Annotated in this window: 21 protein-coding genes; 13 read left to right on the forward strand and 8 right to left on the reverse strand. The window is 74.7% G+C overall.

Going from position 1 to position 25,197, the window contains the following annotated elements; all coding sequences use genetic code 11:
- Positions 1–3: 3 nt before the first annotated feature.
- On the reverse strand, positions 4–168 hold the full coding sequence (locus ACGFX4_RS14335; protein ID WP_393073137.1) for a hypothetical protein: 165 nt from the start codon (positions 166–168) through the stop codon (positions 4–6).
- Positions 169–430: 262 nt separating this feature from the next.
- Between ACGFX4_RS14335 and ACGFX4_RS14340 the strand changes: the two genes are divergently transcribed.
- The 4 genes from ACGFX4_RS14340 to ACGFX4_RS14355 all read left to right on the forward strand — a co-directional run bounded on the left by ACGFX4_RS14340 (position 431) and on the right by ACGFX4_RS14355 (position 3,161).
- Positions 431–1,438, forward strand: a complete 1,008-nt coding sequence (locus tag ACGFX4_RS14340) for an ABC transporter ATP-binding protein (RefSeq protein ID WP_393073139.1) — start codon at positions 431–433, stop codon at positions 1,436–1,438.
- Positions 1,435–2,244 (forward strand): ABC transporter permease, encoded by an 810-nt coding sequence (locus ACGFX4_RS14345; RefSeq protein ID WP_393073141.1) that lies wholly within the window; start codon positions 1,435–1,437, stop codon positions 2,242–2,244. The genes ACGFX4_RS14340 and ACGFX4_RS14345 overlap by 4 nt, the downstream gene beginning before the upstream one ends.
- 39 nt (positions 2,245–2,283) lie before the next feature.
- A complete protein-coding gene (locus ACGFX4_RS14350) occupies positions 2,284–2,445 on the forward strand; it encodes a hypothetical protein (protein WP_393073143.1) in 162 nt (53 codons plus the stop codon).
- Positions 2,446–2,546: 101 nt separating this feature from the next.
- On the forward strand, positions 2,547–3,161 hold the full coding sequence (locus ACGFX4_RS14355) for a TetR family transcriptional regulator C-terminal domain-containing protein (protein WP_393073145.1): 615 nt from the start codon (positions 2,547–2,549) through the stop codon (positions 3,159–3,161).
- Between the two features lie 27 nt (positions 3,162–3,188).
- Here the strand turns inward: ACGFX4_RS14355 and ACGFX4_RS14360 are convergent, their stop codons facing one another.
- On the reverse strand, positions 3,189–4,739 hold the full coding sequence (locus ACGFX4_RS14360) for a hypothetical protein (protein WP_393073147.1): 1,551 nt from the start codon (positions 4,737–4,739) through the stop codon (positions 3,189–3,191).
- Between the two features lie 298 nt (positions 4,740–5,037).
- Here ACGFX4_RS14360 and ACGFX4_RS14365 point away from each other — a divergent pair, with 298 nt between their 5' ends.
- The 3 genes from ACGFX4_RS14365 (at position 5,038) to ACGFX4_RS14375 (ending at position 7,007) form a co-directional block, all read left to right on the forward strand.
- Complete coding sequence (locus ACGFX4_RS14365; RefSeq protein ID WP_393073149.1) at positions 5,038–5,514, forward strand: hypothetical protein; 477 nt, start codon at positions 5,038–5,040, stop codon at positions 5,512–5,514.
- A gap of 108 nt (positions 5,515–5,622) precedes the next feature.
- Positions 5,623–6,321, forward strand: coding sequence for a DUF3105 domain-containing protein (locus tag ACGFX4_RS14370; protein WP_393073151.1), 699 nt, complete (start codon positions 5,623–5,625; stop codon positions 6,319–6,321).
- Positions 6,303–7,007, forward strand: coding sequence for a DUF305 domain-containing protein (locus tag ACGFX4_RS14375; protein WP_393073153.1), 705 nt, complete (start codon positions 6,303–6,305; stop codon positions 7,005–7,007). The genes ACGFX4_RS14370 and ACGFX4_RS14375 overlap by 19 nt, the downstream gene beginning before the upstream one ends.
- 102 nt (positions 7,008–7,109) lie before the next feature.
- Here the strand turns inward: ACGFX4_RS14375 and ACGFX4_RS14380 are convergent, their stop codons facing one another.
- Positions 7,110–8,573: an MFS transporter gene (locus ACGFX4_RS14380; protein ID WP_393073155.1), complete on the reverse strand. Its 1,464-nt coding sequence runs from the start codon at positions 8,571–8,573 to the stop codon at positions 7,110–7,112.
- Positions 8,574–8,694: 121 nt separating this feature from the next.
- Here ACGFX4_RS14380 and ACGFX4_RS14385 point away from each other — a divergent pair, with 121 nt between their 5' ends.
- Both ACGFX4_RS14385 and ACGFX4_RS14390 read left to right on the forward strand, forming a co-directional pair.
- Positions 8,695–9,192, forward strand: coding sequence for a MarR family winged helix-turn-helix transcriptional regulator (locus tag ACGFX4_RS14385; RefSeq protein WP_393073157.1), 498 nt, complete (start codon positions 8,695–8,697; stop codon positions 9,190–9,192).
- 99 nt (positions 9,193–9,291) lie between these two features.
- Positions 9,292–10,605, forward strand: a complete 1,314-nt coding sequence (locus ACGFX4_RS14390) for a cytochrome P450 (protein ID WP_393073159.1) — start codon at positions 9,292–9,294, stop codon at positions 10,603–10,605.
- Positions 10,606–10,608: 3 nt separating this feature from the next.
- On the opposite strand, the gene ACGFX4_RS14395 is transcribed toward ACGFX4_RS14390, so the two are convergent.
- Both ACGFX4_RS14395 and ACGFX4_RS14400 read right to left on the reverse strand, forming a co-directional pair.
- Positions 10,609–11,112, reverse strand: coding sequence for a methylated-DNA--[protein]-cysteine S-methyltransferase (locus tag ACGFX4_RS14395; protein ID WP_393073161.1), 504 nt, complete (start codon positions 11,110–11,112; stop codon positions 10,609–10,611).
- Positions 11,109–12,635, reverse strand: coding sequence for an AlkA N-terminal domain-containing protein (locus ACGFX4_RS14400; RefSeq protein ID WP_393073163.1), 1,527 nt, complete (start codon positions 12,633–12,635; stop codon positions 11,109–11,111). The genes ACGFX4_RS14395 and ACGFX4_RS14400 overlap by 4 nt, the downstream gene beginning before the upstream one ends.
- Positions 12,636–12,842: 207 nt before the next feature.
- Between ACGFX4_RS14400 and ACGFX4_RS14405 the strand changes: the two genes are divergently transcribed.
- Positions 12,843–13,886 (forward strand): LacI family DNA-binding transcriptional regulator, encoded by a 1,044-nt coding sequence (locus ACGFX4_RS14405; RefSeq protein ID WP_345696462.1) that lies wholly within the window; start codon positions 12,843–12,845, stop codon positions 13,884–13,886.
- Positions 13,887–14,018: 132 nt separating this feature from the next.
- Here the strand turns inward: ACGFX4_RS14405 and ACGFX4_RS14410 are convergent, their stop codons facing one another.
- Positions 14,019–16,184 (reverse strand): hypothetical protein, encoded by a 2,166-nt coding sequence (locus ACGFX4_RS14410; protein WP_393073165.1) that lies wholly within the window; start codon positions 16,182–16,184, stop codon positions 14,019–14,021.
- A 118-nt stretch (positions 16,185–16,302) separates the two neighbouring features.
- On the opposite strand from ACGFX4_RS14410, the gene ACGFX4_RS14415 reads away from it, so the two are divergent.
- Together ACGFX4_RS14415 and ACGFX4_RS14420 are read left to right on the forward strand one after the other, a co-directional pair.
- Entirely contained in the window at positions 16,303–17,724 is a 1,422-nt protein-coding gene (locus ACGFX4_RS14415) for a PQQ-binding-like beta-propeller repeat protein (protein WP_393073167.1), read from the forward strand.
- An 84-nt stretch (positions 17,725–17,808) separates the two neighbouring features.
- The gene (locus ACGFX4_RS14420; RefSeq protein WP_393073169.1) at positions 17,809–19,149 is read left to right on the forward strand and encodes a PQQ-binding-like beta-propeller repeat protein; all 1,341 of its coding nucleotides are present in this window, start codon (positions 17,809–17,811) and stop codon (positions 19,147–19,149) included.
- A gap of 1 nt (position 19,150) precedes the next feature.
- Here ACGFX4_RS14420 and ACGFX4_RS14425 read toward each other — a convergent pair whose 3' ends face one another.
- Together ACGFX4_RS14425 and ACGFX4_RS14430 are read right to left on the reverse strand one after the other, a co-directional pair.
- Positions 19,151–20,509 carry a serine hydrolase domain-containing protein gene (locus ACGFX4_RS14425; protein ID WP_393073171.1) on the reverse strand — a complete coding sequence of 453 codons (1,359 nt, stop codon included), beginning with the start codon at positions 20,507–20,509 and terminating at the stop codon, positions 19,151–19,153.
- Positions 20,510–20,609: 100 nt separating this feature from the next.
- Positions 20,610–23,501 carry a glycosyl hydrolase gene (locus ACGFX4_RS14430; protein ID WP_393073173.1) on the reverse strand — a complete coding sequence of 964 codons (2,892 nt, stop codon included), beginning with the start codon at positions 23,499–23,501 and terminating at the stop codon, positions 20,610–20,612.
- 265 nt (positions 23,502–23,766) lie between these two features.
- Here ACGFX4_RS14430 and ACGFX4_RS14435 point away from each other — a divergent pair, with 265 nt between their 5' ends.
- Positions 23,767–25,068, forward strand: a complete 1,302-nt coding sequence (locus tag ACGFX4_RS14435; RefSeq protein WP_393073175.1) for an ABC transporter substrate-binding protein — start codon at positions 23,767–23,769, stop codon at positions 25,066–25,068.
- The last annotated feature ends 129 nt before the right edge of the window (positions 25,069–25,197 follow it).

A 25,197-nucleotide genomic window follows, 5' to 3' on the forward strand; every position in this document is an offset into this window, starting at 1 on the left:
CCCTTACTCGGCGGCGGTCTCGGCCGCGGAGTTCGAGATGGAGCTGAAGCTGGAGACCGGGCAGGCGGCGGAGAGGAGCGAGGAGACGCTGACGCCGCCGTTGACGGTGTCCAGCTCCTCGACCTCGATGTCGAACTGCTCGTTCTCGGTGTTCAGGTTCTCGGCCATGGGGGTCTCCCTCCGGTTGTGGCGCCGGCCCGCTCAGGGGGTCGGTCACCGCTTTCCGTCCCGGTCGCTCTTTCGGATTTCTCCGTTTCGCTCCCGGCGATGACTCAAATATGGCCCGTCCGCCGGGGCAGGAACAGTACGGGATGTCAGAATTGCCGCAGAGAAAATGTCACAACCCTCACCGTGACATTTTGAATGGGCTCTGACCTGCGAAAACAGCACCTCTTGCATGAAAGCAGGGACTCCGGTCACGCTGTATTCCATGACACCTGAAAGCAGCTCACAGAATTCCCGGCCGCCGGTCGTCGAAGTGGACGGCCTGCGGCGCAGCTACGGCGAATACGAGGCCGTGCGCGGGGTGTCCTTCACCATCGCGCGCGGTGAACTCTTCGCCCTGCTCGGCACCAACGGCGCCGGCAAGACCACCACCCTGGAGGTCCTGGAGGGCTACCACCCGCCGACCGCCGGCACGGTGCGGGTGTTCGGCCTCGACCCGTACGCGGACGGCGCGAAGGTCCGCCGCCGGACCGGAGTGATGCTCCAGGAGGGCGGCTTCTTCAAGGAGTTGACGGTCAAGGAGACGGTCGACAGCTGGCGCTCCTTCATCAGCGGGGCCCGCGCGACGGCCGAGGTCCTCGGCCTGGTCGGCCTGGAGGCCAAGGCGTCCACCCGGATCGGCCAACTGTCGGGCGGCGAGCGCCGCCGGCTCGACCTGGCGCTCGCCGTGCTCAACCGCCCCGAACTGCTCTTCCTGGACGAGCCCACCACCGGCATGGACCCGGAGGCGCGGCGCACCACCTGGCGGCTCGTCCAGGAGCTCAAGGCGGCCGGCACCACGGTCGTCCTGACCACCCACTACCTGGAGGAGGCCCAGCAGTTGGCCGACCGGGTGGCCATCATGGACCGGGGCGCGATCGCCGCCACCGGCACCGTCGGCGAGGTCCTCGCCGGCCGCGGCGACCGGATCGCGCTGCCCGTCCCGCGCGGCTGCACGATCGGCGAACTCCCCTCCCTGGACGGCGCGTTGCCCGCCCTCGCGGACGGCCGCGCGGTGTACACCGTGCCGCGCAGCGCCCCCGCGCTGGCCGCCCTGCACACCTGGGCCGCCGGCCGCGGCGTGGAGCTGGACGGCCTGGAGGTCCGGGGCGGCTCCCTGGAGGACCTCTTCCTCGACCTCGCCGACCGCAACGAGCACACCGCGCACCTCGCCCCGACCGGGCACCTCGACCGCACCGACTACTCCCGTCCGAAGGCAGGGCTGCCGCGATGACCTGGATCTCGTACGCCAAGGGGCAGTTCGGCCTCTCCTGGAAGGTGTTCTGGCGCAACCGGCGCTCCACCTTCATCGGCTTCCTGCTGCCCGTGCTGCTCAACCTGGTGATCGCCGCCCCGCTGCGCGGCCGGCAGATCGGCGGGGTCAACGCCGCCGGGTACGTCGCGGTCGGCCTGCTCGGGCTGGCGCTGGTCACCTCGTTCATCAACCTGCTGAACGGCGTGGTCGCCCGCCGCGAGGACCTGGTCCTCAAGCGGCTGCGCGGCACCGAGGTCCCGCCGACCGCGATCTTCGCCGGTCAGCTGGGCGCGGGCGGCGTGGTGGTCCTGCTGCAGGCGCTGGTGCTCGGCGGGGTGGCGGTCGGCTGGTTCGGCGCGCCGCTGCCCGCCGACCCGGTCCTGCTGCTGCTCACCCTGGTCGGCGGCTACCTGCTGTTCGCCGTGCTGGCGATCGCCCTGTCCGGGGTCACGCCGAGCAGCGAGGTCGCCCCGCTGGTGGCCACCCCGGTGCTGGTGCTGTGCATGTTCGGCGCGGGCGTGTTCAGCCCGGTCGCCTCGCTGCCCGAGTGGCTGCGCGGCCCGGCCCACGCGCTGCCGCTGGCCCCGGTCGTGGAGAGCCTGCGGACGGCCTGGTTCGGCCGCGACTTCGGCACGGAGAGCTGGGAGGGCGGACCGCTCCCCCACCTCGACCTGCTGCACGGCTGGACCTCCGCCGGCCCCTCCCTGCTGATGATCGCCGCCTGGCTCGCCGCCGTCGCGGTCCTCGCCCGCCGCCTGCTCCGCTGGGAACCCCGGCGGGGCTGACGGCGTGCAGGCCGACGGCGGACGGGGTGTCATGGGGTCATGACCACACACTGGCTGATCGAGTTCACCGACGAACTGATGCGGCTCACCGACGACCTCGACCAGCAGCGGGCCGCCGACTTCGTCCGCAAGGTGTACGAGGCGGGACGGAAGGCCGGACGCGAGGAGGAGGCGTCCGGCCAGGAGCACGGCGGCTGGTGATCCGGCGGCCCGCGCCGACGACGCGCGGAGCGGGCGCCGTATCGTGGGGAGGTCGGGCCGAGCAGCCGGGAACACCCCGGAGAATCCGGGAGGAAGTGCAGATGGGCGAGGTGCGGGCGCGACGTCCGGCCCGGCCGCGCGAAGAGGTCTTCGCGGCGGCCCGAGCGGCGATCGCGGAGCACGGGCTCGCCAAGCTGACCATGGCCGGCCTCGGCAAACAGCTCCAGATGAGCGCCGGCCACCTGCTCTACTACTTCGGCAGCAAGGACCAGCTGCTGCTGGAGACCCTGCGCTGGAGCGAGGAGCAGCTCGGCGAACGCCGCCGCGCCGCCCTCGCCCGCGCCGACAGCGACGTCCGCGAGCGGCTCGCCGCCTACATCGACCTGTACCTGCCCGAGGGGCCCGGCGACCCGCGCTGGATCCTCTGGCTGGAGGTGTGGGGACGCTCCCCCGCCAGCGCCGAGATCCGGCAGGGACAGCTGGACATCGAGGCGCCCTGGCAGGCCGACCTGGTCGCACTGATCACCGCCGGCGTCGCCGCCGGGGTCTTCACCGCCGCCGACGACGGCGCCCGCTCCGCCCAGGACCGGGCCGTACAGCTGCGGGCCGCGCTGGACGGCTTCGCCGTCCCGATCGCCATCGGCCTGCCCGGCGCCGACCGCGAACGCGCCACCGCCCAGGTCTCCGCCCTCACCGCCGCCCTGCTCGGCGGCTGACCGCCGCACCGGCCTGCAAGGCCGCGGTCACTCCGTCCAGAGCGCGACCGCGGTCCGGTCGTCCGCGTAGCCCTTGGCCCGCACCTGGACCTGGCGGAGGAAGTCCACCGTGCCCGGCGGGTGCGGATGCGCCCAGTGACTGGACAGGAAGTGCGCGACCGCCGGCTCGTCCGCGATCGGCACCGCCAGCCCCGGCGTGCAGAGCAGCAGGATGTCGCCCGGGGTCGCCGGCACCAGCCGGAAGCGGAACGGCCTCGGCCCCGGCACCGCCTGCGCCGCCAGCACCGGCTCGCCGTCCGGGTGGTGCAGCAGGCGCGCCCCGTACGCGTCGATCCAGTGGCCGGAACGCAGCAGGTACAGGCCGCCCGGGCCGGTGCCGAACGCGGCCCGGTGCGAGGCCGCCGGGTCCAGCGAGACCAGGACGCAGTGCAGCGAACCGTGCTCGCCACCGGGCACGTCCGGCTGCTCCTCCGGCCGGTCGTCCAGCGCATCCCCGCGGCGCAGCGGAAGCGCCGCCTGGACCGCCAGCCGCTGCAGGCCGTACCGCAGCCGGTCACGGGCACCCGTCCGCAGGTCCGCGGCGAGCTCGGCGCGGGAACGGCCGACCGCCCCCGCGAGCTGGCGGGCCGCCTCCGCGGCGGCGCCCGCACCCCACTGCGCGTCCGCCTCCCTGGCGGGCGACGCCAGCACGCACAGCAGCAGGCCGTCCTCCCCGCTGCCGAACCGGACCGTCAACAGCGCATCGCGCCGCGGCTCACCCCGGAACCGCGCCGAATCGCCCCGGACGGACGCCGCGCGCAGCACCGTACCGCCGTACTGCGCGCCGTCCACCACGGTGTCGGGCACGACCGCCGCGAGGACGTCGGGATCGGCGGCGGGCAGCGCGGTCGGCTCCGGCGCGTACGTCGGCGGCCGCTCCCCCACGTGCGGCAACGCCCCCTCCACCCGCGCCCGCCGCCCGGCAGCCAGAGCCCCGGCCGGCACCGGCTCCGCCACCGGAGCGACGGGATCGACGGGCAGCGACCCGTCCACCGGTACGGCGGGTTCCCGCTCGGTGCACACCGGCTCCGCCGGAGCGGGCGGCTCCGCGACACCAGGCGCAGCGGGCGCGGGCCCGGCGGGCCCGGTCACGGTGGGCCCGGTCACGGCGGGCCACGGCTCGGCTCCCGGGCCGGGGTGCGCGTCGGGCTCGGCCGGGGGCGGCGTCGGTGACCGGTGCGGGTGTGCGGGCGCCGCCGGTGCGGCTGCAGGCGGCGCGCCCTGTGCGGGTACCGCCGGTGGCGGGAGCGGGGCGGGCGCGGGGGCCGGTGCGGGGGCGGGCGGCGGCGGTGCGGGCGCCGGTGCGGGCTGGGTGAGGGCGAAGCGGGGGTCGGTCCGGGCGGGCTTCGCGGGTGGGGTCTCGGTGCGCGGGGGGCCGATCAGGCCGGCGGCGGAGTCGAACCAGTCGTCGACGGTGGCGGTGTCTGTCGCGGTGTCCGGGGTGTCGGGGAGGGTGTCGGCGGGGCCCGCGTAGACCGCGTGCCACCAGCTGTCCTCGGGCCGGTGATGGTGTGGGGGTGCGCCGCCGTGGTCGCTCAACTGGCCGCTCCTCGTCCCTGTGTGCCGTCCGTGTGCCGTGCGTGCCGTCCACCGAGCGGGTTCGGGGTTTCCCTGGCTCGACGTCATTCTCCCCAACGACGAGGGCGGTGTCCGGGATTCGGGCACATCGCGAGACCCCCCGGGTGGCGGTTCCGGCCACGTCGGCGGGACGGGTGCCGGTGGCGTCCGAAACCGCCCCGAACAGGCTCTTCCTGCCCTCGAACGACCCGGGTCCGGCCGGAAAATGAAGTCCCCAGGGGGGCACCGCTTCACCCGTTCGGCTGATTAATATGTGCGCATGACCGCGCCAGGCTCCCTCGCACCCGCCCCGGGAAGGTCCGCCGTCGCGGACCGCCGCCCGGCCGTGGTGCTGTGGTCCCTGCTGCTGGTCGGCCTGCTCGCGCTGCTGCCGTGCGCCGGCAACGCCCGCGCGCTGTCCGCGCACCACCCGGCGAGCTCCGCCCGGGCCGACCGTCCGGCCGGTCCGGCGCAGCACGCGTCGCACCACGCCGCGGTCGCGGTGGTGGACGCGGACGGCAACCCGCTGGTGTGGTGCGCCGCCGACGGCGAGCACCCGCTGCCGGGCAGCGGGTGCTCCAGCCACGCGTTCTGCGGCCCGGAGGCGCAGCTTCCGAACGCCCCGCCCCAGCCGGCCGCCGTGACGCTGCCCCGGCTGGTCGCTCCGGCCGGGCTGTCCTGCGGCCCGCCGCCGGCCCCGCCGTCCGGCCCGGACCACGCGCCGGACCTCCACGTCCTGCAGGTCCACCGGTCCTGAGCGGAACCCACCGCCGGCCCCCGTCCCGGGCGCGCCGGCGGCTCCGCTGCCAGCCACCCCCCTCACACCGCCGTGCACGTCGCGCGGCGGGGACAAGGAATGACTCCCATGGGTTCCGCCTCGAAGCAGTCGAACAACAAGGCGTCCGGCAAGGCCACGCAGGCCGAGCGCCGCGCGCGGATCGCCGAGCTGCGCGCCGCCGAGGAGCGCCGCGAGAAGCGCAACAAGGCCATCACCATCGGCATCTCGTCCGTCGTGGTCGCCGCGATGATCGCCGGTGTCGCCTGGATCACCCTGAGCGCCAAGCACGACCAGGACCAGAAGGACGCCGCCGCGAAGGCCGCCGCCCAGGCGAAGAAGGACGCGGCGAACGTCCCGATCGACGGGGTGAAGACCTTCGACAAGCTGGGCCGCAACCACGTCACCACCCCGGTCACGTACCCGCAGACCCCGCCGGTCGGCGGCGACCACAACCCGGTCTGGCTCAACTGCATGGGCAACGTCTACGACCAGCCGGTGAAGAACGAGAACGCCGTCCACTCGCTGGAGCACGGCGCGGTCTGGGTCACCTACAACGCCAAGGCGACCCCGGACGACGTCAAGACCCTGTCGGACAAGGTCAAGGTCACCCCGTACTCCTTCATGAGCCCGTACAACGACGAGGAGGGCACCATCACGCTGAGCGCGTGGGGCACCCAGCTGATCGTCGACAAGGCGTCCGACCCGCGGGTCGAGCAGTTCTTCACCAAGTACGTCCAGGGTCCGCAGACCCAGGAGCCGGGCGCGTCGTGCAGCGTCAGCCAGTGACCGGCGAGCCGGACCCGACCGCCGCCGACCCGACCGCCGAGGCCCCGGCCCGCCGGCGGCGGGCGCTGTGGTGGCCGGCCGCGCTGGCCGCCGCGGTGGCGCTGGCGCTCGGCGTGCCCGCGCTGGTCGCCGGCGGCGGCAGCGCCTCCGGCACCGCCCCGGCGGCGGCCGCCCCGGCGACCGACTCGGCGGAGGCCGGGTTCGCCCGCGACATGGCCGCGCACCACCAGCAGGCCATCGACATGTCGTTCATCGTGCGCGACCGCACCCAGGACGCGGCGGTCCGCACCCTGGCGTTCGACATCATCAACACCCAGGCCAACCAGCGCGGCATGCTGATGGGCTGGCTCGACCAGTGGGGGCTGACCCAGGCCTCCCCGGCCAAGCCGATGGCGTGGATGGGCCACACGTACGAGGCCCACGACGGCTCGCTGATGCCCGGCATGGCGACCAACACCGACCTGGCGAAGCTGCGCGGGCTGAGCGACCGCGAGGCCGAGGTGTTCTACCTGCAGCTGATGGTCGAGCACCACAAGGGCGGCGTGGAGATGGCGCAGGCGTACGTCGACGCCAGTCGCAACGACGTGGAGAAGCGCCTGGCGCAGACCATGGTGAACGGGCAGAAGTCGGAGATCGACCTGATCACCGGCATGCTCGCCGAGCGGGGCGCCAAGCCGCTCTCCTGAGCCCTCCGTGACACCTCTGGGGCGCTGTCGGACCTGCCCGGTCCGGCGGCGCCCCGCGGCGTTCCCGTGCCCGACCCGCGACGCCCCCCGGCCCGCCGGACCTCAGCAGGGGCGGGCGGTCCGGCCGACCGCCGTCAGGACCGCCGCCACGGCGGCGGTGGCGGCCAGCAGCAGCAGGACGCCCCGGCCGCCGCCGGACGGGCCCGCCAGGTGGACGGCGAGCACCGGCAGGGCGGTGCCGAGCGCCGTACCGAGGCTGCGGACCATGTTCACCAGGCCGCCGCCGACCGCCGAGCTCTCGGCCGGGATGGCGCGCATCACCAGCGCGTTGTTGGCGGGCAGCAGCAGGCCGAGGCCGTAGCCGAGGGCGAGCAGCGGCAGCGCAGTGGTCAGCCGGCCGGTGGGCAGGACGGCGAGGGCGAGCAGTCCGCCGGCCGCGGCGAGGGCGCCCCAGCGGCAGCGGGTGGCGTCGGCGCAGCCGTTCGGCAGCAGGCCGCCGCCGACCGTGGCGGCGACCGCGAACGCGGCGGGCAGGGCGGTGATGACCAGGCCCGCGGCGGCGGGGTCCACCCCGGCGCCGGCCAGCATCACCGGGCCCAGCACCAGCGGGCAGAACAGCAGCAGGTAGCCGATCAGGGCGATCACCAGGCCCGCCCGGATGCCCGGGGTGTTGACCAGGCCGGGCGGGACGATCGGCCGGTCGGCGCGCTGCTCCTGCCGGGCCAGCAGCACCCCGAGGACGCCCGCCGCCGCCAGCAGGACCAGCACGGCCCACCACGGCAGCGGCAGGCCGGAGGCGGCCGACAGGGCCAGCAGCAGCGCGGTCGAGGTGCCGGCGAGCAGCAGCAGTCCGGGCAGGTCGAAGCGGGACTCGCCGTCCGCGGGGGGCCGGGGCGGGCGGCCGTCCGGGTAGGTGCGCGGCAGCAGGTACCAGCCGGCCAGCAGGCCGAGCGCGCCGATCGGCACGTTGATCCAGAACGCCCAGCGCCAGGACGCGTGCGCCACCAGCAGGCCGCCCAGCGTCGGGCCCAGCGCCAGGCCGAGCGCCTGGGCCGCCGCCTGGATGCCGAGCGCGGTGCGCATCGCGTGCTCGGGCACGCCGCGCGCCACCAGGGCCACGCTGTTGGCCTGCATCATCGCGCCGCCGACCGCCTGCACCGCCCGCCACGCCACCAGCAGCGCCAGGCTGTTCGACAGTCCGGCGCCGAGCGAGGCGAGCGCGAAGACCGCGAAGCCGCCCAGGTACATGGTCTTGCGGCCGACCAGGTCGGAGAGCCGGCCGACCGGGGCCAGCAGCGCGACCAGCACCAGCAGGTAGGCCAGCGAGACCCACTCGACGGCCGCGAAGTTGGTCGCGAAGCGCTCCTGCAGCGCCGGGAAGACCAGCGAGGTGACGCTGGCCGTCAGCTGGCCGAGGAAGGCGCCCAGACAGACCGTGCCGACGGCGAGCCAGTGCGCGTGGCGCCAGCGCGCCACCGCGCGGGGGCGGGGGCGCTCCGCGAGCAGCCGGCTGTCCAGCAGGACGTCGGTGCGGGAGCGGGGCGGCGGTTCGGTGGTGGCGGTCACGGCTCAGCAATATATCTGCTCCCGAGATAATCGCCCAAGGAACAATTCGGCAACAGACCGGGAAACCCGCAACTCCCTGGTCAGCGCCGCTGCGTCCGAGCCGACCGATACGCTGTCCGCCATGCCGCCGCAGTCCCACGCCGCACCGACCCCGCCCGCACCCGACGAGCCGGGAGCCACCGCCGTCGCCCGAGCCCAGCAGCTCACCGACGTCATCACCCGCCTGCGGCGGGCCCTGCGCAGCAGCATCCGCACCGACTACCCCTGGGAGTCGCTGCCGATGGCCCAGGTCGAACTGCTCCAGACGCTCGCCGCCGAGCCCCTGCGGGTCGGCGAGCTCGCCGCCCGCCAACGCCTCGCACCCAACACCGTCAGCGGCCTGATCGGCAAGCTCCTCGACGCCGGCTTCGTCGACCGCCAGCCCGACCCCGGAGACCGCCGCACCGCCCGGATCGCCCTCACCGCCGCCGGCCGCCAGCAGCTCCACGACTGGCAGCGCGCCCACGAGCGCCGCCTCGCCGACGCCCTGGAGAGCCTCAGCCCCACCGACCGCGACGCGGTCGCCCACGCCCTCCCCGCCCTCGAACAGCTCGCCCGCGCCCTCTCCTCCCCCGCCTAGGCCCTGCGGGCAGCGGCCGGTCGGCCCACCGCGGGCAGCGGCCGACCGGGCGGGGCGGATGCCTGGTGCGGCGGGCCGGCGGGGCCGTACGGTCGGTGGGTGACCCTCGACCAGGCGCGCGTCAACCGGATCTTCCTCCCGTCGACCTACGCCGACGGCGTGCCGTACGGGCTGTTCGGCGAGCTGCGCGCGCAGGCCCCGGTCTGCTGGGTGGAGGAGCCTGCGGTCGGCCCGTGGCCCGCCGGGCCCGGCTACTGGGCGGTGCTGCGGCACGCCGACGTGAAGGCGGTGCTGCGCGACCCCGGCACGTACTCCTCGCACCTGGGCGCCACCCAGATCCGCGACCCCGACTCGGCGGCCGACCTGGACTTCGCCCGGACGATGATGCTCAACCAGGACCCGCCGGACCACTCCCGGCTGCGCCGGATCGTCGCCGCCGCCTTCACCCCGCGCGCCCTCGCCGAGCTGGCCGACACCGTCGACGGGCAGGCGGCCGACGCCGTCCGGCGGGTCCGCGACGCGGGCCGGGCGGACTTCGTCCCGCTCGCCGCCGACCTGCCGGTCCGCACCCTGGCCGCGGTCATGGGCGTCCCGGAGCAGGACCGGGTACTCCTGCTGGACTGGGCGAACCGGGTGATCGGCTACCAGGACGCCGACTACGCCGACGCCCGCACCGCCGACCCGGACCGTCTCACCGAGCAGGGGCGGGCCGCCCTCGCGCTGCGCCCCACCGCCCGGACCACCGCCGACGGCCGCCCGGTCAACCCGCGCTCGCGCGCCGCGCTCGCCGACATGTTCGGCTACGCCCACGCGCTCGCCGCCCGCCCCCAGCCGGGCAGCCTGCTGGCCCGGATGCGCGAGGGCGGCCTGGACGCCGCCGAGTTCGAGACGATGTTCTTCCTCTTCGCGGTCGCCGGGAACGAGACGGTCCGCAACGGCCTGCCGGGCGGCCTGCACACCCTGCTCGCCCACCCCGACCAGTACCGGCTGCTGCTGGAGCGACCCGAGCTGCTGCCCTCGGCGGTCGAGGAGATGCTCCGCTTCTGGCCGCCGGTGGTGCACTTCCGCCGCACCGCCACCCGGGACGTGGAGCTGGGCGGGCAGCGGATCCGGCGCGGCGACAAGGTGGTGGTGCAGCACGCCTCCGCCAACCGGGACGCGGCGGTCTTCGCCGACCCGGACCGCTTCGACATCACCCGGACGCCGAACGACCACGTCAGCTTCGGCCACGGCCCGCACTTCTGCGTCGGCGCCCAGCTGGCCCGGCTGCAGATGCGGGCGCTGCTCCGCCACACCCTCGCCGGACTGCCCGGCCTGGAGCCGGACCCGGACGCGGCCCCGGTCCGCCTGGTGTCCAACTTCCAGAACGGCCTCAAGCACCTGCCGGTCCGCTGGACCCCCACCCCCGGATGAGGGTCAGAACAGCGTGGTGCCGCTCTCGTGGGCGAGCAGCCAGCGCTTGGCGTCCACGCCCGCCGCGAAACCGGTGAGCGCGCCGTTGGCGCCCATCACCCGGTGGCAGGGGCGGACGATCAGCAGCGGGTTGGCCCCGACCGCGCCGCCGACCGCGCGCACGGCCCGCGGCGACTGCCCGGCGGCCGCGCCGAGCTCTCCGTAGGTGACGGTCTTCCCGTACGGGATGTCGTCGAGCGCCGACCAGATCCGCTGCCGGAAGTCGGTGCCGACCGGCGCCAGCCGCAGGTCGAACTCGGTGAGCTCGCCCGCGAAGTACGCGGTGAGCTGCTCGACCGCCGGGGCGAGCGGCTGCGGGTCGTGGGTCCAGCCGTCGGCGGGCTCGGTGAGCGCGCCTTTCTGCCGGGGCGCGGTGACGGCGGTCAGCGCGAAGCCGTCCTCCGCGTCGACGCCGCTGAGCAGCAGGAGGCCCAGCGGGCTCTCCAGGTGGGTGAACACGGTGGTCATGCCGTCTCCTCGGGAACAGGGGCGGAAGTGGTGGCGGGGGCGCCGGCGGCGGTCCACAGCCGGTGCACGGCGTACGAGCGCCAGGGCGCCCAGCCGTTCGCGGTCTCGGCCGCCGACTTGGCGTCGCCGGGCAGCCCGAGCCGGCGCAGGCCGTCCCGGACGCCGATGTCGGAGGGGAGGAAGACGTCGGGGTCGCCGAGCGCGCGCATCCGCAGGTAGCCGACCGTCCAGGGCCCGATGCCGGGCAGGGCGAGCAGGTCGGCGGCGGCCGCCTCGCGGTCCACCCCGCCGTCCAGCCGGACGGCGCCCTCGGCGAGCGCCGCGCACAGGCCGAGCAGCGCCCGGCGGCGGGCCTGCGGCATCGCCAGGTCCTCCGGGTCGGCGGCGGCCAGGGCGGCGGAGGTGGGGAAGAGCAGCCGCAGCCCGCCACTGGGCGCGGGCAGCTCGGCGCCGTACTTCGCGGCGAGCCGGCCGGCCAGGGTACGGGCGGCGGTCACGGTGATCTGCTGGCCGAGCACCGCGCGGACGGCGAGCTCGTGCGGGTCGACGTGGCCGGGCGAGCGCAGCCCGGGCCGCGCCGCGACCTGGGCGGCGAGCGCCGGGTGGGCGCCGAGCCGGGCGTCGACCGCGTCCGGGTCGGCGTCCAGGTCGAACAGGGCCCGCAGCCGGTGCACGGCCGTGGTGAGGTCGCGCAGGTCGGCGAGGGTGAGCCGGCAGTCCAGCCAGCCGCGCTGCGGCTCGTCGCCGGGGCCGAGGCCGTCCACCTCGGCGACGCCGTGGCCGTACGGGAGTGCCAGGGTGCGCCGGTAGGTCCGGACGCCGGGCCGGTTGCCGGGGACGACCTCCTCGACACCCGGCACGGCGCGCAGCGCGAGGAAGTCGATCAGGTGCTCGCTGTCCAGCGCGCCCCGGTGGGCGAGGCGCAGGCTCAGCGTGCCGGCCGTGGCGGGGGCGGCGGCCCGCGGAACGCGTTCGCCGCGCAGGCCGCTCGGGGTGCGGTCGTACACCTCCCGGACGGTGTCGTTGAACTGCCGTACGGAGGCGAAGCCGGCCGCGAACGCCACCTCGGTGACCGGGAGTTCGGTGGTCTGCAGGAGCAGCCGGGCGGTCTGGGCGCGCTGCGCGCGGGCCAGCGCCAGCGGTCCGGCGCCGAGCTCGGCGGTCAGCTGGCGCTGCAGCTGCCGGGAGCTGTAGCCGAGCCGGTCGGCCAGGCCCGCGACGCCCTCGCGGTCCACGATGCCGTCGCCGATCAGCCGCATCGCGCGGCCGACCAGGTCGGCGCGGTGGTTCCACTCCGGGGAACCGGGCACCGAGTCCGGTCGGCAGCGGCGGCAGGCGCGGAAGCCGGCGCCCTGGGCGGCGGCGGCCGTCGGGTAGAAGGTGCAGTTGACCCGCTTCGGGGTCACCGCGGGGCAGCTCGGCCGGCAGTAGATCCCGGTGGTGCGGACAGCCGTGAAGAACACCCCGTCGAAGCGGGCGTCCCGGCTGTGCACCGCGCGGTACCTGGTCTCGTCGTCGATCACGTCCTCCAGTCTGCGCCATCACACGGGCCCCGACTGGCGGGAATCGGACATGGCCCTCCCGGGCCCGCGAAGCTCCGCCGGGAATATTCTTGGGAGCGCTCTCAGGACACCGGCCGCACCGGATAAGCTCTGTACGAGCTGCCCCCGCGAATCCGCGCGATCCGACCGGTCCGCGCGATCCGAGCGAATCCGAGGAGAGGAGACCCGGTGCCCGATCACAGCACACGCCCGACGCTGGAGTCCGTCGCCGAACGGGCCGGCGTCTCCCGGGCCACCGCCTCGCGCGTGGTCAACGGCGGCGCGGGCGTCCGCGAGGCCCTGCGGGAGAAGGTCCAGCGGGCCGTGGACGAGCTGGGGTACACCCCCAACCTCGCCGCCCGCACCCTGGTCACCCGCCGCAACCGCGCCGTCGCGGTCGTGGTCGCCGAGCCGGAGAGCCGGATCTTCTCCGACCCGTTCTTCGCCCAGCACCTGCGCGGCATCAGCCGCGAGCTGTCCGCCGCCGACAACCAGATGGTGCTGCTGCTGATCGAGGACGAGCGCGACTACGAACGGGTCGGCCGCTACCTCGCCGGCGGCCACGTGGACGGCGTCCTGCTCTTCTCGCTCCACCACTCCGACCCGATGCCGGCCACCGCCCGCCGGGTCGGGCTCCCCTTCGTCGTCGGCGGCCGCCCCGGCTGGCCGGGCGCCGAGTCCGACCGCGAGCTGGTCTACGTCGACAGCGACAACCGCGGCGGCGCCCGGCTCGCCGTCCAGCACCTCAAGTCGCTCGGCCGCCGCCGGGTCGCCACCATCACCGGCCCGCTCGACCAGACCTCCTCGCTGGACCGCCTGGACGGCTACCGCGACCTGCTGCCCGACGGCGACCCCGACCTGATCGCCGAGGGCGACTTCACCGCCGACGGCGGGGGCCGCGCGATGGCCGAGCTGCTCGCCCGCTGCCCCGACCTCGACGCGGTGTTCGCCGCCTCCGACGCGATGGCCTCCGGCGCGCTCAAGGTCCTCCGCGAGGCCGGGCGGCGCGTCCCCGAGGACGTCGCCGTGGTCGGCTTCGACGACGTCCAGTCGATCGCTGCCTGGACCGACCCGCCGCTCACCACCGTCCGGCAGGACATCGAGGAGATGGGCCGCCTGATGGCCCGGCTGCTGCTCCGCCGGCTCGCCGACCCGGCCCCCGCCGACCCCCGCCTGGCCAGCCCCACCTCCGTCATCACCCCCACCCAGCTGGTGGTCCGCTCCTCCGCGTGAGAGCGACGAAGCCGGGGCGCCGTGAGGCACCCCGGCTTCGGGAGTCGGCGGCAAGGAGAGCGAACGGGCTGATTCGTTGGAGGAAGGTAGAAGGAAGCCCGTTCATGGCCTCGCCGGGGCCAACGCTAGCAGTCAGGCCGGGATCAGGTCGCGCAGGTTTTCCGGGGTGACCACCCGGGAGTCCGGGTGGAGGCCGTCCGGGCGCTCCAGGCCGATGAAGGTCACCGGGCCGGCCGGGAGCGCGCCGCCGTCCCAGGAGGTCACGTCGGCGGCCAGCAGCTCGGTCAGGTACCGGACGGTGAGGTACTCGCGTTCGACGACGCCACGGACCAGGGTGGCCACCGAGGCCTTGTTGCCCTCGACCTGGTTGGCGTGCGGGCTGCCCTTCAGGTACAGGTGCAGCCACTTCGCCTGCCAGCGGCCCGCGCCGTCCCGCAGGAACACCAGCGGCAGCGCGACCCGGCCCGGCCCGCGCAGGTCCGACTTCAGCCGCACGGTGCGCGGCTCGAAGGGCCGGCCCGCCTGCTCGGCGTCGCGCAGCATGAAGCCGAAGAAGGACTCCTCGACCTCGTCGAAGCCCTCGCCCGAGTAGATGTTGACCTGCGGCACGATGAAGTCGCCGCGCACCGCGCCCAGCCGCAGGTTGATGAACTCCGAGGCGCCGTCCGGCGCCGCGGTGACGTCGCCGGAGTGCTCGCCCTCGACCTCAGTGAGCGCGGTGAACGACAGCCAGCAGACCGTGCCGTAGCCGGCGTCCAGCAGCAGCGCCGACAGGTCGAAGTCAGTGGTGCGGGCGGCCTCCTTCCAGTACACGAAGAAGCGCAGCAGCTCGCCCCCCTCGACGGCCGAGAGCGAACCGCGCGGCAGCACGCCGAAGCCCGCGGCGGCCGCCCGGCCGCTGAGCGGCAGCGCGACGTCCAGCACGGCCGGGTCGACCAGCAGGTGCCCGAGGTCCGGGAGCCGGCGGCGCAGCTCGGTGTCCAGCAGGTCGAGCACGCGTCCGGACGCGGTGCCGGCCACGGCGGAACGGGTGTCGTCGGTGACGTGGGCCCGCCCGAGCCGGTTGACGAAGACCCGGCGCCGGCCCGCCTCCCGGGCGCGGTTGCCGAAGTGCTCGCGGACGGACAGCAGGACGCGGCCGGAGACCTTCTCGGCGACCTGCGCGGCGGCGGCCAGCACGGCGTCCCGCTCGGCCTCGTCGGCGCACTCGCGCAGCAGCCGGTCCAGGGCGCGGAACAGCTTGCCGGGTGCGGCCGTCAGCTGCCGCGCCGCCTCGGCGGTCTCTCCGGCGCCGAGCAGCTCCTCGACGCGGCTCTCCAGGGTGCGGGCCGGCAGCTCGCCGCGGGCGACCGCGAAGACCTGCGCCGCGTGCGGCCAGCGCGGGTACTCGTGCGGGTGGAGGCGCTCGCCGAGCCGCTTGAACGCCTCGCGGTGCGCGTGGACGTCGGTGAGCTTCGCGGGCGCGGCGGCGACCACCGCGTCCAGGCCGGCCAGCAGCGCCCGCCGGACCGGCCGGGAGAACCGGCCGAACCGGGTCGGCTGCGCCAGCGTCACGTCGCCGTCGCCGAGCGCGCAGGCCAGCCGCAGCACGTCGGTGACGGTGTCCAGCAGGAGGTCCGCGCCGGCCGCCAGCCGGGCCCGGTTGATCTGCGCCCGGATCTCCCGGACTGGGATCGCCGCGGGCTGCGGGCCGTCGACGCAGTGGCCGGCGAGCACGCCCAGGTCGCGCAGGTGCTCCTCGCCGAGCGGGGTGGTGCTGCCCGCCAGCGCCAGGTAGAGCGCGGAGACCTCGTCGTCGAGCCCGCCACCCAGGTGCAGCACGGTGATCCGGTCGCCACCCGCCTCGACCAGTTCGGCGTGCCGGGCGAGCACCTCCTCGTACGCGTGCTGGTAGGTGCCGTAGCCGGGCAGGGCGAGCAGGTTGAGCACGCCCGCCGGCAGGCTCACCGGTGTGCCCTCGCGGGAGGCCGGGCGGGCGAGCGCCTTCGCCAGGCAGCTCGTCCAGAACTCCACGGTGTCCGGCACGTTGGCCGGGAAGTCGACGAAGTAGACGTTGTGCCGCACGTGGTCGCCCACCAGCTCCCGGACGGCGGCCAGCGTCCGCTCGGCGGTGTCGAGCGCGGTCCGCCGCGACAGCCCGGACAGGTACCGGAGTGCCTCGGCGGACAGCTGGAAGCCCACCGACAGCAGCGCGGCGTCCAACTGCCGTGCGGCGGCGCCTCCTTCGCCGCCCGGGCCGGCGGGAGCGGGGAGGCGGAGGGTGTGCCGGACGACCATGGTTTCGAGCTCGGGAAGCATCCGGGCATGCTCGCAGACCCGCCGCGGCCTCCGCACACGGGTTTCCGCGGGCGCCCGGCCGGGCGATCGGCACCTGGCCTACGCTGAGCCCTTCGAACGATCATGGGCGGGGGCTCGCATGGCAGAGCGGACGGACGCGGACGGAACCGGGACCGGCACCGGGGACGGCACCGAAACCGGTACCGGGGGTGCCGCGCCCGGACGGTGGCGCGGGCGGGTCAGGTGGCTGGTCCCGAGCGGCATCGCCCTGGTCGTCGCCGGGGGCCTCGTCGCGGCGATCACGGCCAACACCGGGTACCTCCCCGGCTTCTCGGTGACCACCGTCTGGGAGGCGCGGAACGACCGGCCCGCCGCCGAGCACGGCAACGGCGCCTGGCTGGCCGGGGACACCCTGGTGCGCAGCCGGTTCGACGCGGTCACCGGGTTCGACGTGCGCAAGGGCACCCAGCGGTGGGAGTACGTCCCGCCGGGGCGGGCCGATGTCTGCGCGGTGAGCACGGCCGCGGACGGCGGGGTCGCGCTGCTCGTCCTCGGCGAGGTGGGCACCGCGGAGGGCAAGGGCGAGGCGTGCACCACCGCCGCGGCGATCGACCTGGGCACCGGCCGCGAGCTGTGGCACACCACCCGCGCGGCCGCGTACGACGACCTGGCCTCGGGGGCGGACCTGGTCGCCACCGGAGCGGGACTCGGCGTGGTCCTCGGCGTCGGCGACCGGCGACCGGACGACCCGGCGTCCCCGGCAGGCAGGGCGTCAGCGCCGGGAACGGCGCGCACCGCGGGCGATGTGCGGGCCTTCGACCTGCGGACCGGCGCCGCGCGCTGGCAGGCCGCGCTGCCGCCGGGGTGCTCCCCCCGCCGGGTCGCCGTCGCGGCCCGGCAGGTGCTGGCCGTCCTGGCCTGCGAGCGTTCCGAGTTGAGGCTGGCCGCGTTCGACCCGGTGGACGGCAGGCAGCGGTGGCTCGTGCCGGTGGAGGCCCGCCGCGGGGTGACCGGTTCCGCCGAGGTGTCCTTCCTGTCGGCCGACCCGGTGGTGCTGAAGGTGGTGGAGCCGGAGGAGCGCGGTCTGCGGGCCTTCCTCTCCTTCTCGCCGGAGGGCCGCCCGCAGGGCCGGATCGACCTGACCGGCGGCTACGGCCGGATCCCGAAGGACCGCCCGGCCGAGGTCGCGGTCGCCGACGGCCGGCTCTTCGCCGTGGCCGAGTACAAGAGCCGCGCGAGCGACTGGTCCCGGGTCGTCGGCTTCGACCTGGCGACCGGCGGCGAGGTGTGGCGGGCGGACGTCGCGGGCTCGCGGGAGGACATCACCGGGCTGCACGCAGGGGGCGGCCGGGTGACCGCCGTGGCCACCAACTGGAAGTACCGGGACGAGCTCTACGTGCTCGACGCCCGCACCGGGGAGGAGCAGGACGACCGTTGGTTCCGCGACGACCTGGGCGGCCATCCGAACGACTTCGCCGACCTGTTCGTCCACCAGGGCCTGGTGATCGGTGTGCGCTGGGGCGAGGGCGTGCGGCCGTTCTCGGTGTACGAGCGCTGGTGACGCCCGGCCGCGAGGTCCGAAGGCCCGGGTGAGGGACGATCACCTACGCTGTGGAGCTTCGAACTGCTGCACGGAGGGGGACGGATGGCGGCGCAGGCGGACAGAGCCGGGGAACGGCGCGGGTGGGTCCGGCAGCTGTTGGCCGGGGCGGTGCTGCTCGGCGTCGTGGCGGTGCTGCTCGGCGGGGTGGTGCTGCTCTTCGCGTCCGGCAGCGGCTGGATTCCGTGGTTCTCGATGACCACCGCGTGGGAGGCGAAGGCCGAACGGCCCGCCGCCGAGCACGGCAACGGCGCCTGGCTGGCCGGGGACACCCTGGTGCGCAGCCGGTTCGACGCCGTCACGGGCTACGACGTACGGCACGGCACGCAGCGCTGGCAGTACGTGCCACCCGGCCGGTCGGACGTCTGCGCGGTGAGCACGGCCGCGGACGGCGGCGTCGCGCTGGTCGTCCACGGCGAGCTGGGGAGCGGGTCGCGGTCGACGGGCCCGGGATGCGCGACGGTCGCCGCGATCGACCTGGCCGACGGCCGGGAGCTGTGGCACACGGCCCGGGCCGCTTCGAGCAGCGACCTGCAGCGCGGCTCGGACCTGGCCGCCACCGGCGGCGGGCTCGGCGTCGTCCTCGGCGGCGCCCCCGGGTCCGCCGGCGAAGCGGCCGACCGCGGCGGGGTCCGGGCCTTCGACCTGCGCACCGGCGCCCCGCGCTGGTCGGCCGCTCTGCCGTCCGGCTGTTCGGCGACCGACGTGGCGGCCGCGCCCACGCAGGTGCTGGCCGTCCTGGTCTGCGCGGGCTCGGAGCAGCACCTGGCCGCGTTCGACCCGGCGGACGGGAAGCCGCGATGGGACGGGCCGCTGGAGGCGCGCCGGGGCGTGTCCGGCGCCGCACAGGTGCACTTCCTGGCGGCGGACCCGCCGGTACTGCAGGTCGCGGAGACGGGCCGGAGCGGCCTGAACGGCTTCCTCGCCTTCGGGCCGACCGGCCGGCCCCGGGCCCGGATCGACCTGGTCGGCGACTACGGCCGGATCCCGGAGAGCCGTCCGGCGCAGATCGCGGTCGCCGACGGCCGGCTGTTCGCGGTCGCCGAGTACAAGGGCCGCCAGGGCAACTGGCAGCGGGTGGTCGCCTTCGACCTGGCCGGCGGCGGCGAGCTGTGGCGGGCCGACCTCACGGGCACCTGGGAGGACATCGCCGCCGTGCACGCCGAGGGGAAGTGGGTGACGGCGATCACCGTCTCCACCAAGTACGAGGACGAGCTGTACGTCCTCGACGCCCGCAGCGGCGACGAGGACGACGACAGGAGCTTCCGCGACGAGGTGGGCGACTACGAGGGCTCCCTGGACGACCTGCTCACCTACCGGGGGCTGGTGGTCGCGGTCCGGTGGAGCAAGGACGGCCACCCGCTCTCGGTGTACGAGCGCTGGTGAGTCACCGGGCCGGCCGGGCACAGTCGATGCGGACGCCGCCCTCTTCCAGGGTGAGCACATCACGGTCGACGAGCCGGAGCACCAGGTCGAGCTCGTCGGCCTCGAACTCGCCCGGCCCGTTGGCGAGCAGGTGGAGCGCGGGCTGGCCGCCGATGGCCGCGGTGGGGCCGTCGGGGGTGTCGGCGAGTTCGACGCGCAGGCCGGAGGCGGCGGTGTAGGTGCCTGCGTGCTCCCCCAGGAGAGCAGGCCCCGGCGGGTCGTAGGGCTCGCCGAACTCGACGTCCGACCAGCCGAATGCGCGGGCGATCGCCGGGAGGAGCCGGCTGATGACCGCCGCGCCCGAGGTGCTGTTGGTCATCACGGCGGCGCCCTGGCCGGTGGCCGTACTCGCCATCAGCTGGCAGCGGAAGCCGTCGTTCGAACCCGGGTGGCCGAACCAGGCGGTCCCGCCGCCGGCGGTCCGCAGGTAGGGTCCGAGGCCCATCCACTGGAAGCCGCCGCTCGCACCGACCCCGTCGGGCAGCTCGGAGTGCGGGGTGAGCATGCGGCCGATGTCCTCGACCGGCAGCAGGGCTCCGGGCTTCCCCTGCCAGGCGGCCTGGACGCCCTGGGCGAAGCGGAGCAGGTCGGCCGGGGTGGACCAGAGTCCGGCCGCGCACAGTTCGGGGTGGTTGCGCCAACCGCCGGGCACCGGGCGGCCTCCCGCCCGGTGGCCGTGCGCCGCGTACGGCGCGTGCTGCGCGGGCAGCGGCACGGCGAAGGTGCTGTCGGCCATGCCGAGCGGCGAGAGCGCCAGTTCGTCGAGGAGCTGCGCGGCCGGGGTGCCGGTGGCGGTCTCCATCAGCAGTTGGACCACCGTGGTGCCGCCACCCGAGTACCGGTACCGCAGGCCGGGCGTACCGTCCACCCGTACGCCGGGGCCGTTCGCGGGCTCGGTGCCGGCCAGGACATGTGCGGTGGACGGGAGTTCCGCCCCGAGCGGGTAGCCGGGGTAGCCCGGCGCGCTGAGTCCCGCGGTGTGACTGGCCAGCTGACGCAGTGTCACGACAGCTCGCCAGTCGACATTGAGCGGGATCCGCCAGCCGTTCAGCCGCCCGTCGACATCGGCGTCCAGGTCGAGCACGCCGCGTCGCACCAGTTGCAGTGCGACGAGCATCGAGACCGGCTTGCTGATCGAGCAGGCCTGGAACATCGTCCGCCCGGTGACCGGCTCCCCGCTCGTGGTCGAGCGGACGCCGAAGGCCCGCTGCCGGACGATCCGGCCGCCGTCCAGGACCGCGACCGAGCAGCCGGGCACTCCGGCCTCGGCCAGCAGTACGGGCACGTCGATCCCGCAGAACATTCCGTCGTCGTGAGTCATTGGTTCCTCCCGGCGCGGGACCATAGCCCGCCGCCGGGAGTCGATGCGCGCGAATTCCGGAACGCACCGCTCCCCCGCCGGGGAGCGGTGCGTGCGCGGGTCAGTTGAACGGGATGCGCACCACGGAGGCACTGGCCTGCGCCTGGGTGGCGCCGACCCGCAGCTGCGCGGCGGCGTTGCCGATCGCGGACCAGACCTCGATCCGGACGGTGCCGTTGCTCAGGTTGCCGAGGGCGCCGGTGGCGGACTGCAGGCCGGCCGCGGCCCCGGTGTACTTCTCCCAGCCGGTGACCGGGTCGGTGGCGAAGTAGCGGTAGGTCTCGACCCGGTCGAAGGTGCCGTCGCCGCTCAGGTCGTAGGAGATCCGGGCCTGCTGGCCCAGGCCGACCGAGGCGCCCGCGTCGAGGTACAGGTCGAAGTCGGTGCTGCCGCCGGCCCGCAGGGTGCCGGTGACGTTGCGGATCTCGTAGACCTTGGCCTGGTACGGCGCGCCGTCGTGGTTGGTGCCGCCGGCCGACGGGACGGTGTCGACGCCGGCGCCGGTGCCGTACGCGGTGGTCAGGGCGCCGCCGCTCTGCAGGTAGAAGGTGTTGCCGGTGGACTGCGGCGGGGTGCTGGTCGACGGGGAGGGCGACGGGGACGGGGAGGTGGAGGCCGAGGCGGACGGGGACGGGGTCGGCGAGGGGCTGACGCCGCCGGTGCCGCCGTCGGGGAAGGAGCCGCGCTCGCTGGCGGTGGAGCGGGCCGGGACGGTCAGCGTGTAGCCGTCGGAGAAGCGGACGGTGCGCGCCGCGGTGGTGTAGTTGTGCGCCACGTGGGTGCGGGTGCCGGACTTGCTGAAGACGGCCGCGGTCGGGCTGTCCGCGGTGACGGTGGTGTCGGGGGCGCCGAGCGCCGCGAGGTTGTTGATCCAGTGGTTGGTGTGTGCCTTGGACTCGCCCTCCTCCGGGGTGTAGCCGGCGTTGCCGGCGTCCCAGTCGGCCTTGGCCGCGGCCGGGTCGGTGAGCGCCTCGGCCTCCCAGAGCAGGTCGCGCCAGTCGGTGAAGGCACCGCCGTTGTTGGCCTTGAGCTCGGCGAGGTTGGCGGCGAGGTCGTCCTTGCGGCGCGCGAGGTAGAGCGAGCCGGAGGTGACGGGCAGGAAGTTGATGCCGTGGATCATGCCCGGGCTGGCGGTCCACCAGGTGGAGTAGGCGGCGCCGCTGCCCCAGACCATGCCGACGGTGCCGTGCTGGAAGTTGGCCGGGAAGGCCCGGTGGTCGGCGTCGAACCAGTACTGCTGCACCGCGTTGGCCTCGGTGGTGTACAGGTAGATGCCCAGGTCGCGCAGGGCGGTGTCGCCGGTGGCGGAGCCGTAGAGGACCAGCGCGGAGCTGAAGTTGAGCGACTCGGAGGAGGACTCCTCGTTGTTGCCGGCGGCGAAGCCGGCGTGGCCGGAGGCCCAGCCGTGGCCCGCGTACGGGTCGAAGTTGCGCAGCAGCGGGAAGCGGCTGTCGGTGCGGTCGGCGTTGGCGCCGTCCTTGGCGAGCAGCTTGACCATGCCGCCCCAGGCGGAGTCGGCGGCCCACGCGGAGTCGTAGCGGGCGACGGTGGCGGCGGCCTGGATGTAGTAGCCGTAGTGGAAGTGGTGGTCGTTGAGCTCGGCGTCGGTGCCGTAGGAGGCCGGGTAGCCGGTCAGCGTCTTCCAGGTGTTGTCGTACGCGAAGACCGGTGAGCCGGTGCCCTTGAACCAGGTCTGCAGCTTGGCCTTGATCTGGCCGAGCATCTTGTCGCGGACCGCGGTGTCGCCGAGCTGGTCGGCGACCGGGACGAGCTGGGCGAGCCGGCCGAGCGCCTTGCCGGTCCAGTAGGTGTCACTGGCGGCGTTGAACGGGTCGGAGGCGTCGGCGACCTGGTGGATCTGGGCGTCCAGCGCGGTGCGGTCGTAGCCGCCGAGGTCGGGCAGCGAGGGCAGCACGCCGTTGACGCTCTGGCTGGTGGTGAAGCCGTTGCCCTGGCGGACCTTCATCTGGCCGCGCGGCGAGGTGTAGGTCAGGCCGGTCAGCGCGTCGCTCGTCGCCGTCCACTGGTGCGGGTAGAGCGCCAGCAGGGTGCCGGTCTGGGTGCCCTCCTGGGCCACGGTGGTGGCGGTGTACGTGGTGCTCAGCGCGCCGGCGGCGGCCTGGTAGTTCCAGGAGACCTTGGTGTCGGTGACGAAGCTGTACGCGTAGGTCCTGTAGGTGGCCAGGTCGCCCTGCGAGGGCAGGACGGCGACCGAGTAGTAGTCCTTGGCGCCGAGGGCCGCGGAGATCGTCGTGCCGTTGACCGTCCAGCTGGTGCCGGTGGGGGCGAACAGGCCGTAGTTGTGGCCGCCGACGGTGATGCCGAGGACGTTGCCCTGGTTGGCGAAGACGGTCGGGGTGCCGGCCGCGGTGACCTGGGCGGCGCCGCCGGTGGCGTGCGCGTAGACGTACGGCAGGCCGTGGCCGACGGTGGCGCTGAAGGTGTGCGCGCCGTCGGACCAGTACGGGGTGACGGTCCAGTCGGACCAGCCGTCGACCTTGGTGTCCGGGGAGTTCAGCCCGGCGACGCCCAGCGTCAGGTCGCGGGTGTGGGTGTAGTCGTACTGGCGCCCGTCACCGGTGATGGTCGGCGTGGTCGGGTAGCCGACCTCCAGGCCCGCGGCCTGCGCCTTGAAGGTGAACGGGTGGGCGTACAGGTTCTCCGAGTACGGGTTGCCCGCGTAGCGCTGGTAGATCAGCGAGGACCACCAGTCGTTGGTGGGTGCGGCCTGGCCGGCCATCCGCGCGGTGACCTTGGGGGTCACGGGCGCGCCGTCGGAGTTGGTCGGGCCGACGGTGCCGGCGGGACGGCTGTCGGTGTAGCCGCCGAGGCCGACCGGGACGGTCGCGGCGGACGCGCTGCCGGCGCCGACGGTCGCGGTCAGGGCGGCGGCCGCGGCGAGGGCCAGCGCGGTGACCGCGGCGGCCGGACTGCGTAGAGCTCGGTGCTTCATGGAGTATCCACCTCGGGTGGGGGACGGCGGTGGGGTGAAAGCGCTCTCAGCGCTCGGACCGTAGAGGGAGTGCCGGAGGGGTGTCAACGCCTGAAACCGGCCCGGTCGCGTTCAATCCTCGAAAGCCCAGGTCGGGCAAGTCCCAAGATTACGTTCAGGTTTCGGCTACTTGACGCACTCGGACCGCGGACGGCACTCTCCTGACATCGCTGAGAGCGCTCTCAAGCACTCGCAGCTCCAACCCGCCCTGCCAGGAGGCACCCCCATGCGCCCGTTCAGAGCCCACCGCTCCACCGCCGCCCTCGGGTCCGGCGCTCTCGCCGCCGCCCTGCTGCTCACCGCCTGCGGCAGCTCCGGCTCCGCCGGTTCCAAGGACGCCGCCGACGGCAAGGTGACCATCACGGTGGACCTCTTCGGCACCTTCGGGTTCAAGGAGTCCGGCCTCTACGACGAGTACATGAAGCTCCACCCCAACGTCACCATCAAGCAGACCGACACCCAGGACGAGGGCCAGTACTGGCAGGCGCTGCAGACCAAGCTCGCGGGCGGCGGCGGCCTCGCCGACATCCAGGGCCTGGAGGTCGGCCGGGTGGCCGGCGTCCTGCAGAAGCAGGCGGACAAGTTCGTCGACCTCAAGACCCTCGGCATCACCAACGAGGACCTGGTCGCCTGGAAGGGCGCCGCGGTGAAGACCGCCGACGGCAAGGTGCTCGGCGCCGGCACCGACATCGGCCCGGAGGCGATCTGCTACCGCACCGACCTCTTCAAGGCCGCCGGGCTGCCCACCGACCGCACCGAGCTGGCCGCCAAGTGGTCCACCTGGCAGGGCTACCTCGACCTCGGCAAGCAGTACGTGGCCAAGGCCGAGGCCGGCAACGCCTGGACCGACAGCGCGGCCGGCATGTTCACCGCCGAGGTCGGCCAGCAGAAGGTCCGCTACGCCGACGAGAGCGGCAAGGCCGTCTACGACTCCAACCCCGGCGTGAAGACCGCCTGGACGGACGCCACCAAGCTGGTCGCCGACGGGCTCTCCGCCAAGCTCCCGCAGTGGACCCCGGAGTGGAACAAGGCCTTCTCCACCGGCAAGTTCGCCACCCTCTCCTGCCCCGCCTGGATGATCGGCTACATCAAGGGCCAGGCCGGCGACGCCGCCAAGGGCAAGTGGGACATCGCCGCCAGCCCCGGCAAGACCGGCAACTGGGGCGGCTCCTACCTGGCCGTCCCGAAGACCTCCAAGCACCAGAAGGAGGCCGCCGAGCTGATCAAGTGGCTCACCGCCAAGGAGCAGCAGGCCACCCTCTTCACCAAGCAGGGCTCCTTCCCGTCCTCGACCGGCGCCCAGGCCTCGATCAAGGCCGTGAAGGACCCCTACTTCAACGACGCGCCGATCGGCGAGATCTTCAGCGAGTCCGCGGCCAACATGCCCGCCCAGGTGCTGGGCACCGACGACGGCGTGGTCGGCAAGGCGTTCACCGACGCCCTCGGCGAGGTCGAGCGCACCAACACCGCGCCCGACGCCGCGTGGAAGCACGCGATGGACAACATCAAGAAGGCCAACGGCAGCTGATCGCCCGTCGGGGGGGGGGGGGGGGGGGGGGGGGGGGGGGGGGGGGGGGCGCCGCCCGGCGCGCGCGCCCCGCGCCCCCCCCCCCCCCCCCCCCCGCCCCCCCCCCCCCCCCCCCCCCCCCCCCCCCCC

This window comes from Kitasatospora sp. NPDC048365 (assembly GCF_043200835.1).
GTDB classification, from domain to species: domain Bacteria; phylum Actinomycetota; class Actinomycetes; order Streptomycetales; family Streptomycetaceae; genus Kitasatospora; species Kitasatospora terrestris.

Excerpts from the sequence above, each read along its gene's own strand:
- ACGFX4_RS14335 (WP_393073137.1), bottom strand. The coding sequence starts at position 168 with ATGGCCGAGAACCTGAACACCGAGAACGAGCAGTTCGACATCGAGGTC.
- ACGFX4_RS14340 (WP_393073139.1), top strand. The coding sequence starts at position 431 with ATGACACCTGAAAGCAGCTCACAGAATTCCCGGCCGCCGGTCGTCGAA.
- ACGFX4_RS14345 (WP_393073141.1), top strand. The coding sequence starts at position 1,435 with ATGACCTGGATCTCGTACGCCAAGGGGCAGTTCGGCCTCTCCTGGAAG.
- ACGFX4_RS14350 (WP_393073143.1), top strand. The coding sequence starts at position 2,284 with ATGACCACACACTGGCTGATCGAGTTCACCGACGAACTGATGCGGCTC.
- ACGFX4_RS14355 (WP_393073145.1), top strand. The coding sequence starts at position 2,547 with ATGGGCGAGGTGCGGGCGCGACGTCCGGCCCGGCCGCGCGAAGAGGTC.
- ACGFX4_RS14365 (WP_393073149.1), top strand. The coding sequence starts at position 5,038 with ATGACCGCGCCAGGCTCCCTCGCACCCGCCCCGGGAAGGTCCGCCGTC.
- ACGFX4_RS14370 (WP_393073151.1), top strand. The coding sequence starts at position 5,623 with ATGGGTTCCGCCTCGAAGCAGTCGAACAACAAGGCGTCCGGCAAGGCC.
- ACGFX4_RS14385 (WP_393073157.1), top strand. The coding sequence starts at position 8,695 with ATGCCGCCGCAGTCCCACGCCGCACCGACCCCGCCCGCACCCGACGAG.
- ACGFX4_RS14395 (WP_393073161.1), bottom strand. The coding sequence starts at position 11,112 with ATGACCACCGTGTTCACCCACCTGGAGAGCCCGCTGGGCCTCCTGCTG.
- ACGFX4_RS14410 (WP_393073165.1), bottom strand. The coding sequence starts at position 16,184 with ATGCTTCCCGAGCTCGAAACCATGGTCGTCCGGCACACCCTCCGCCTC.
- ACGFX4_RS14415 (WP_393073167.1), top strand. The coding sequence starts at position 16,303 with ATGGCAGAGCGGACGGACGCGGACGGAACCGGGACCGGCACCGGGGAC.
- ACGFX4_RS14420 (WP_393073169.1), top strand. The coding sequence starts at position 17,809 with ATGGCGGCGCAGGCGGACAGAGCCGGGGAACGGCGCGGGTGGGTCCGG.
- ACGFX4_RS14425 (WP_393073171.1), bottom strand. The coding sequence starts at position 20,509 with ATGACTCACGACGACGGAATGTTCTGCGGGATCGACGTGCCCGTACTG.
- ACGFX4_RS14430 (WP_393073173.1), bottom strand. The coding sequence starts at position 23,501 with ATGAAGCACCGAGCTCTACGCAGTCCGGCCGCCGCGGTCACCGCGCTG.
- ACGFX4_RS14435 (WP_393073175.1), top strand. The coding sequence starts at position 23,767 with ATGCGCCCGTTCAGAGCCCACCGCTCCACCGCCGCCCTCGGGTCCGGC.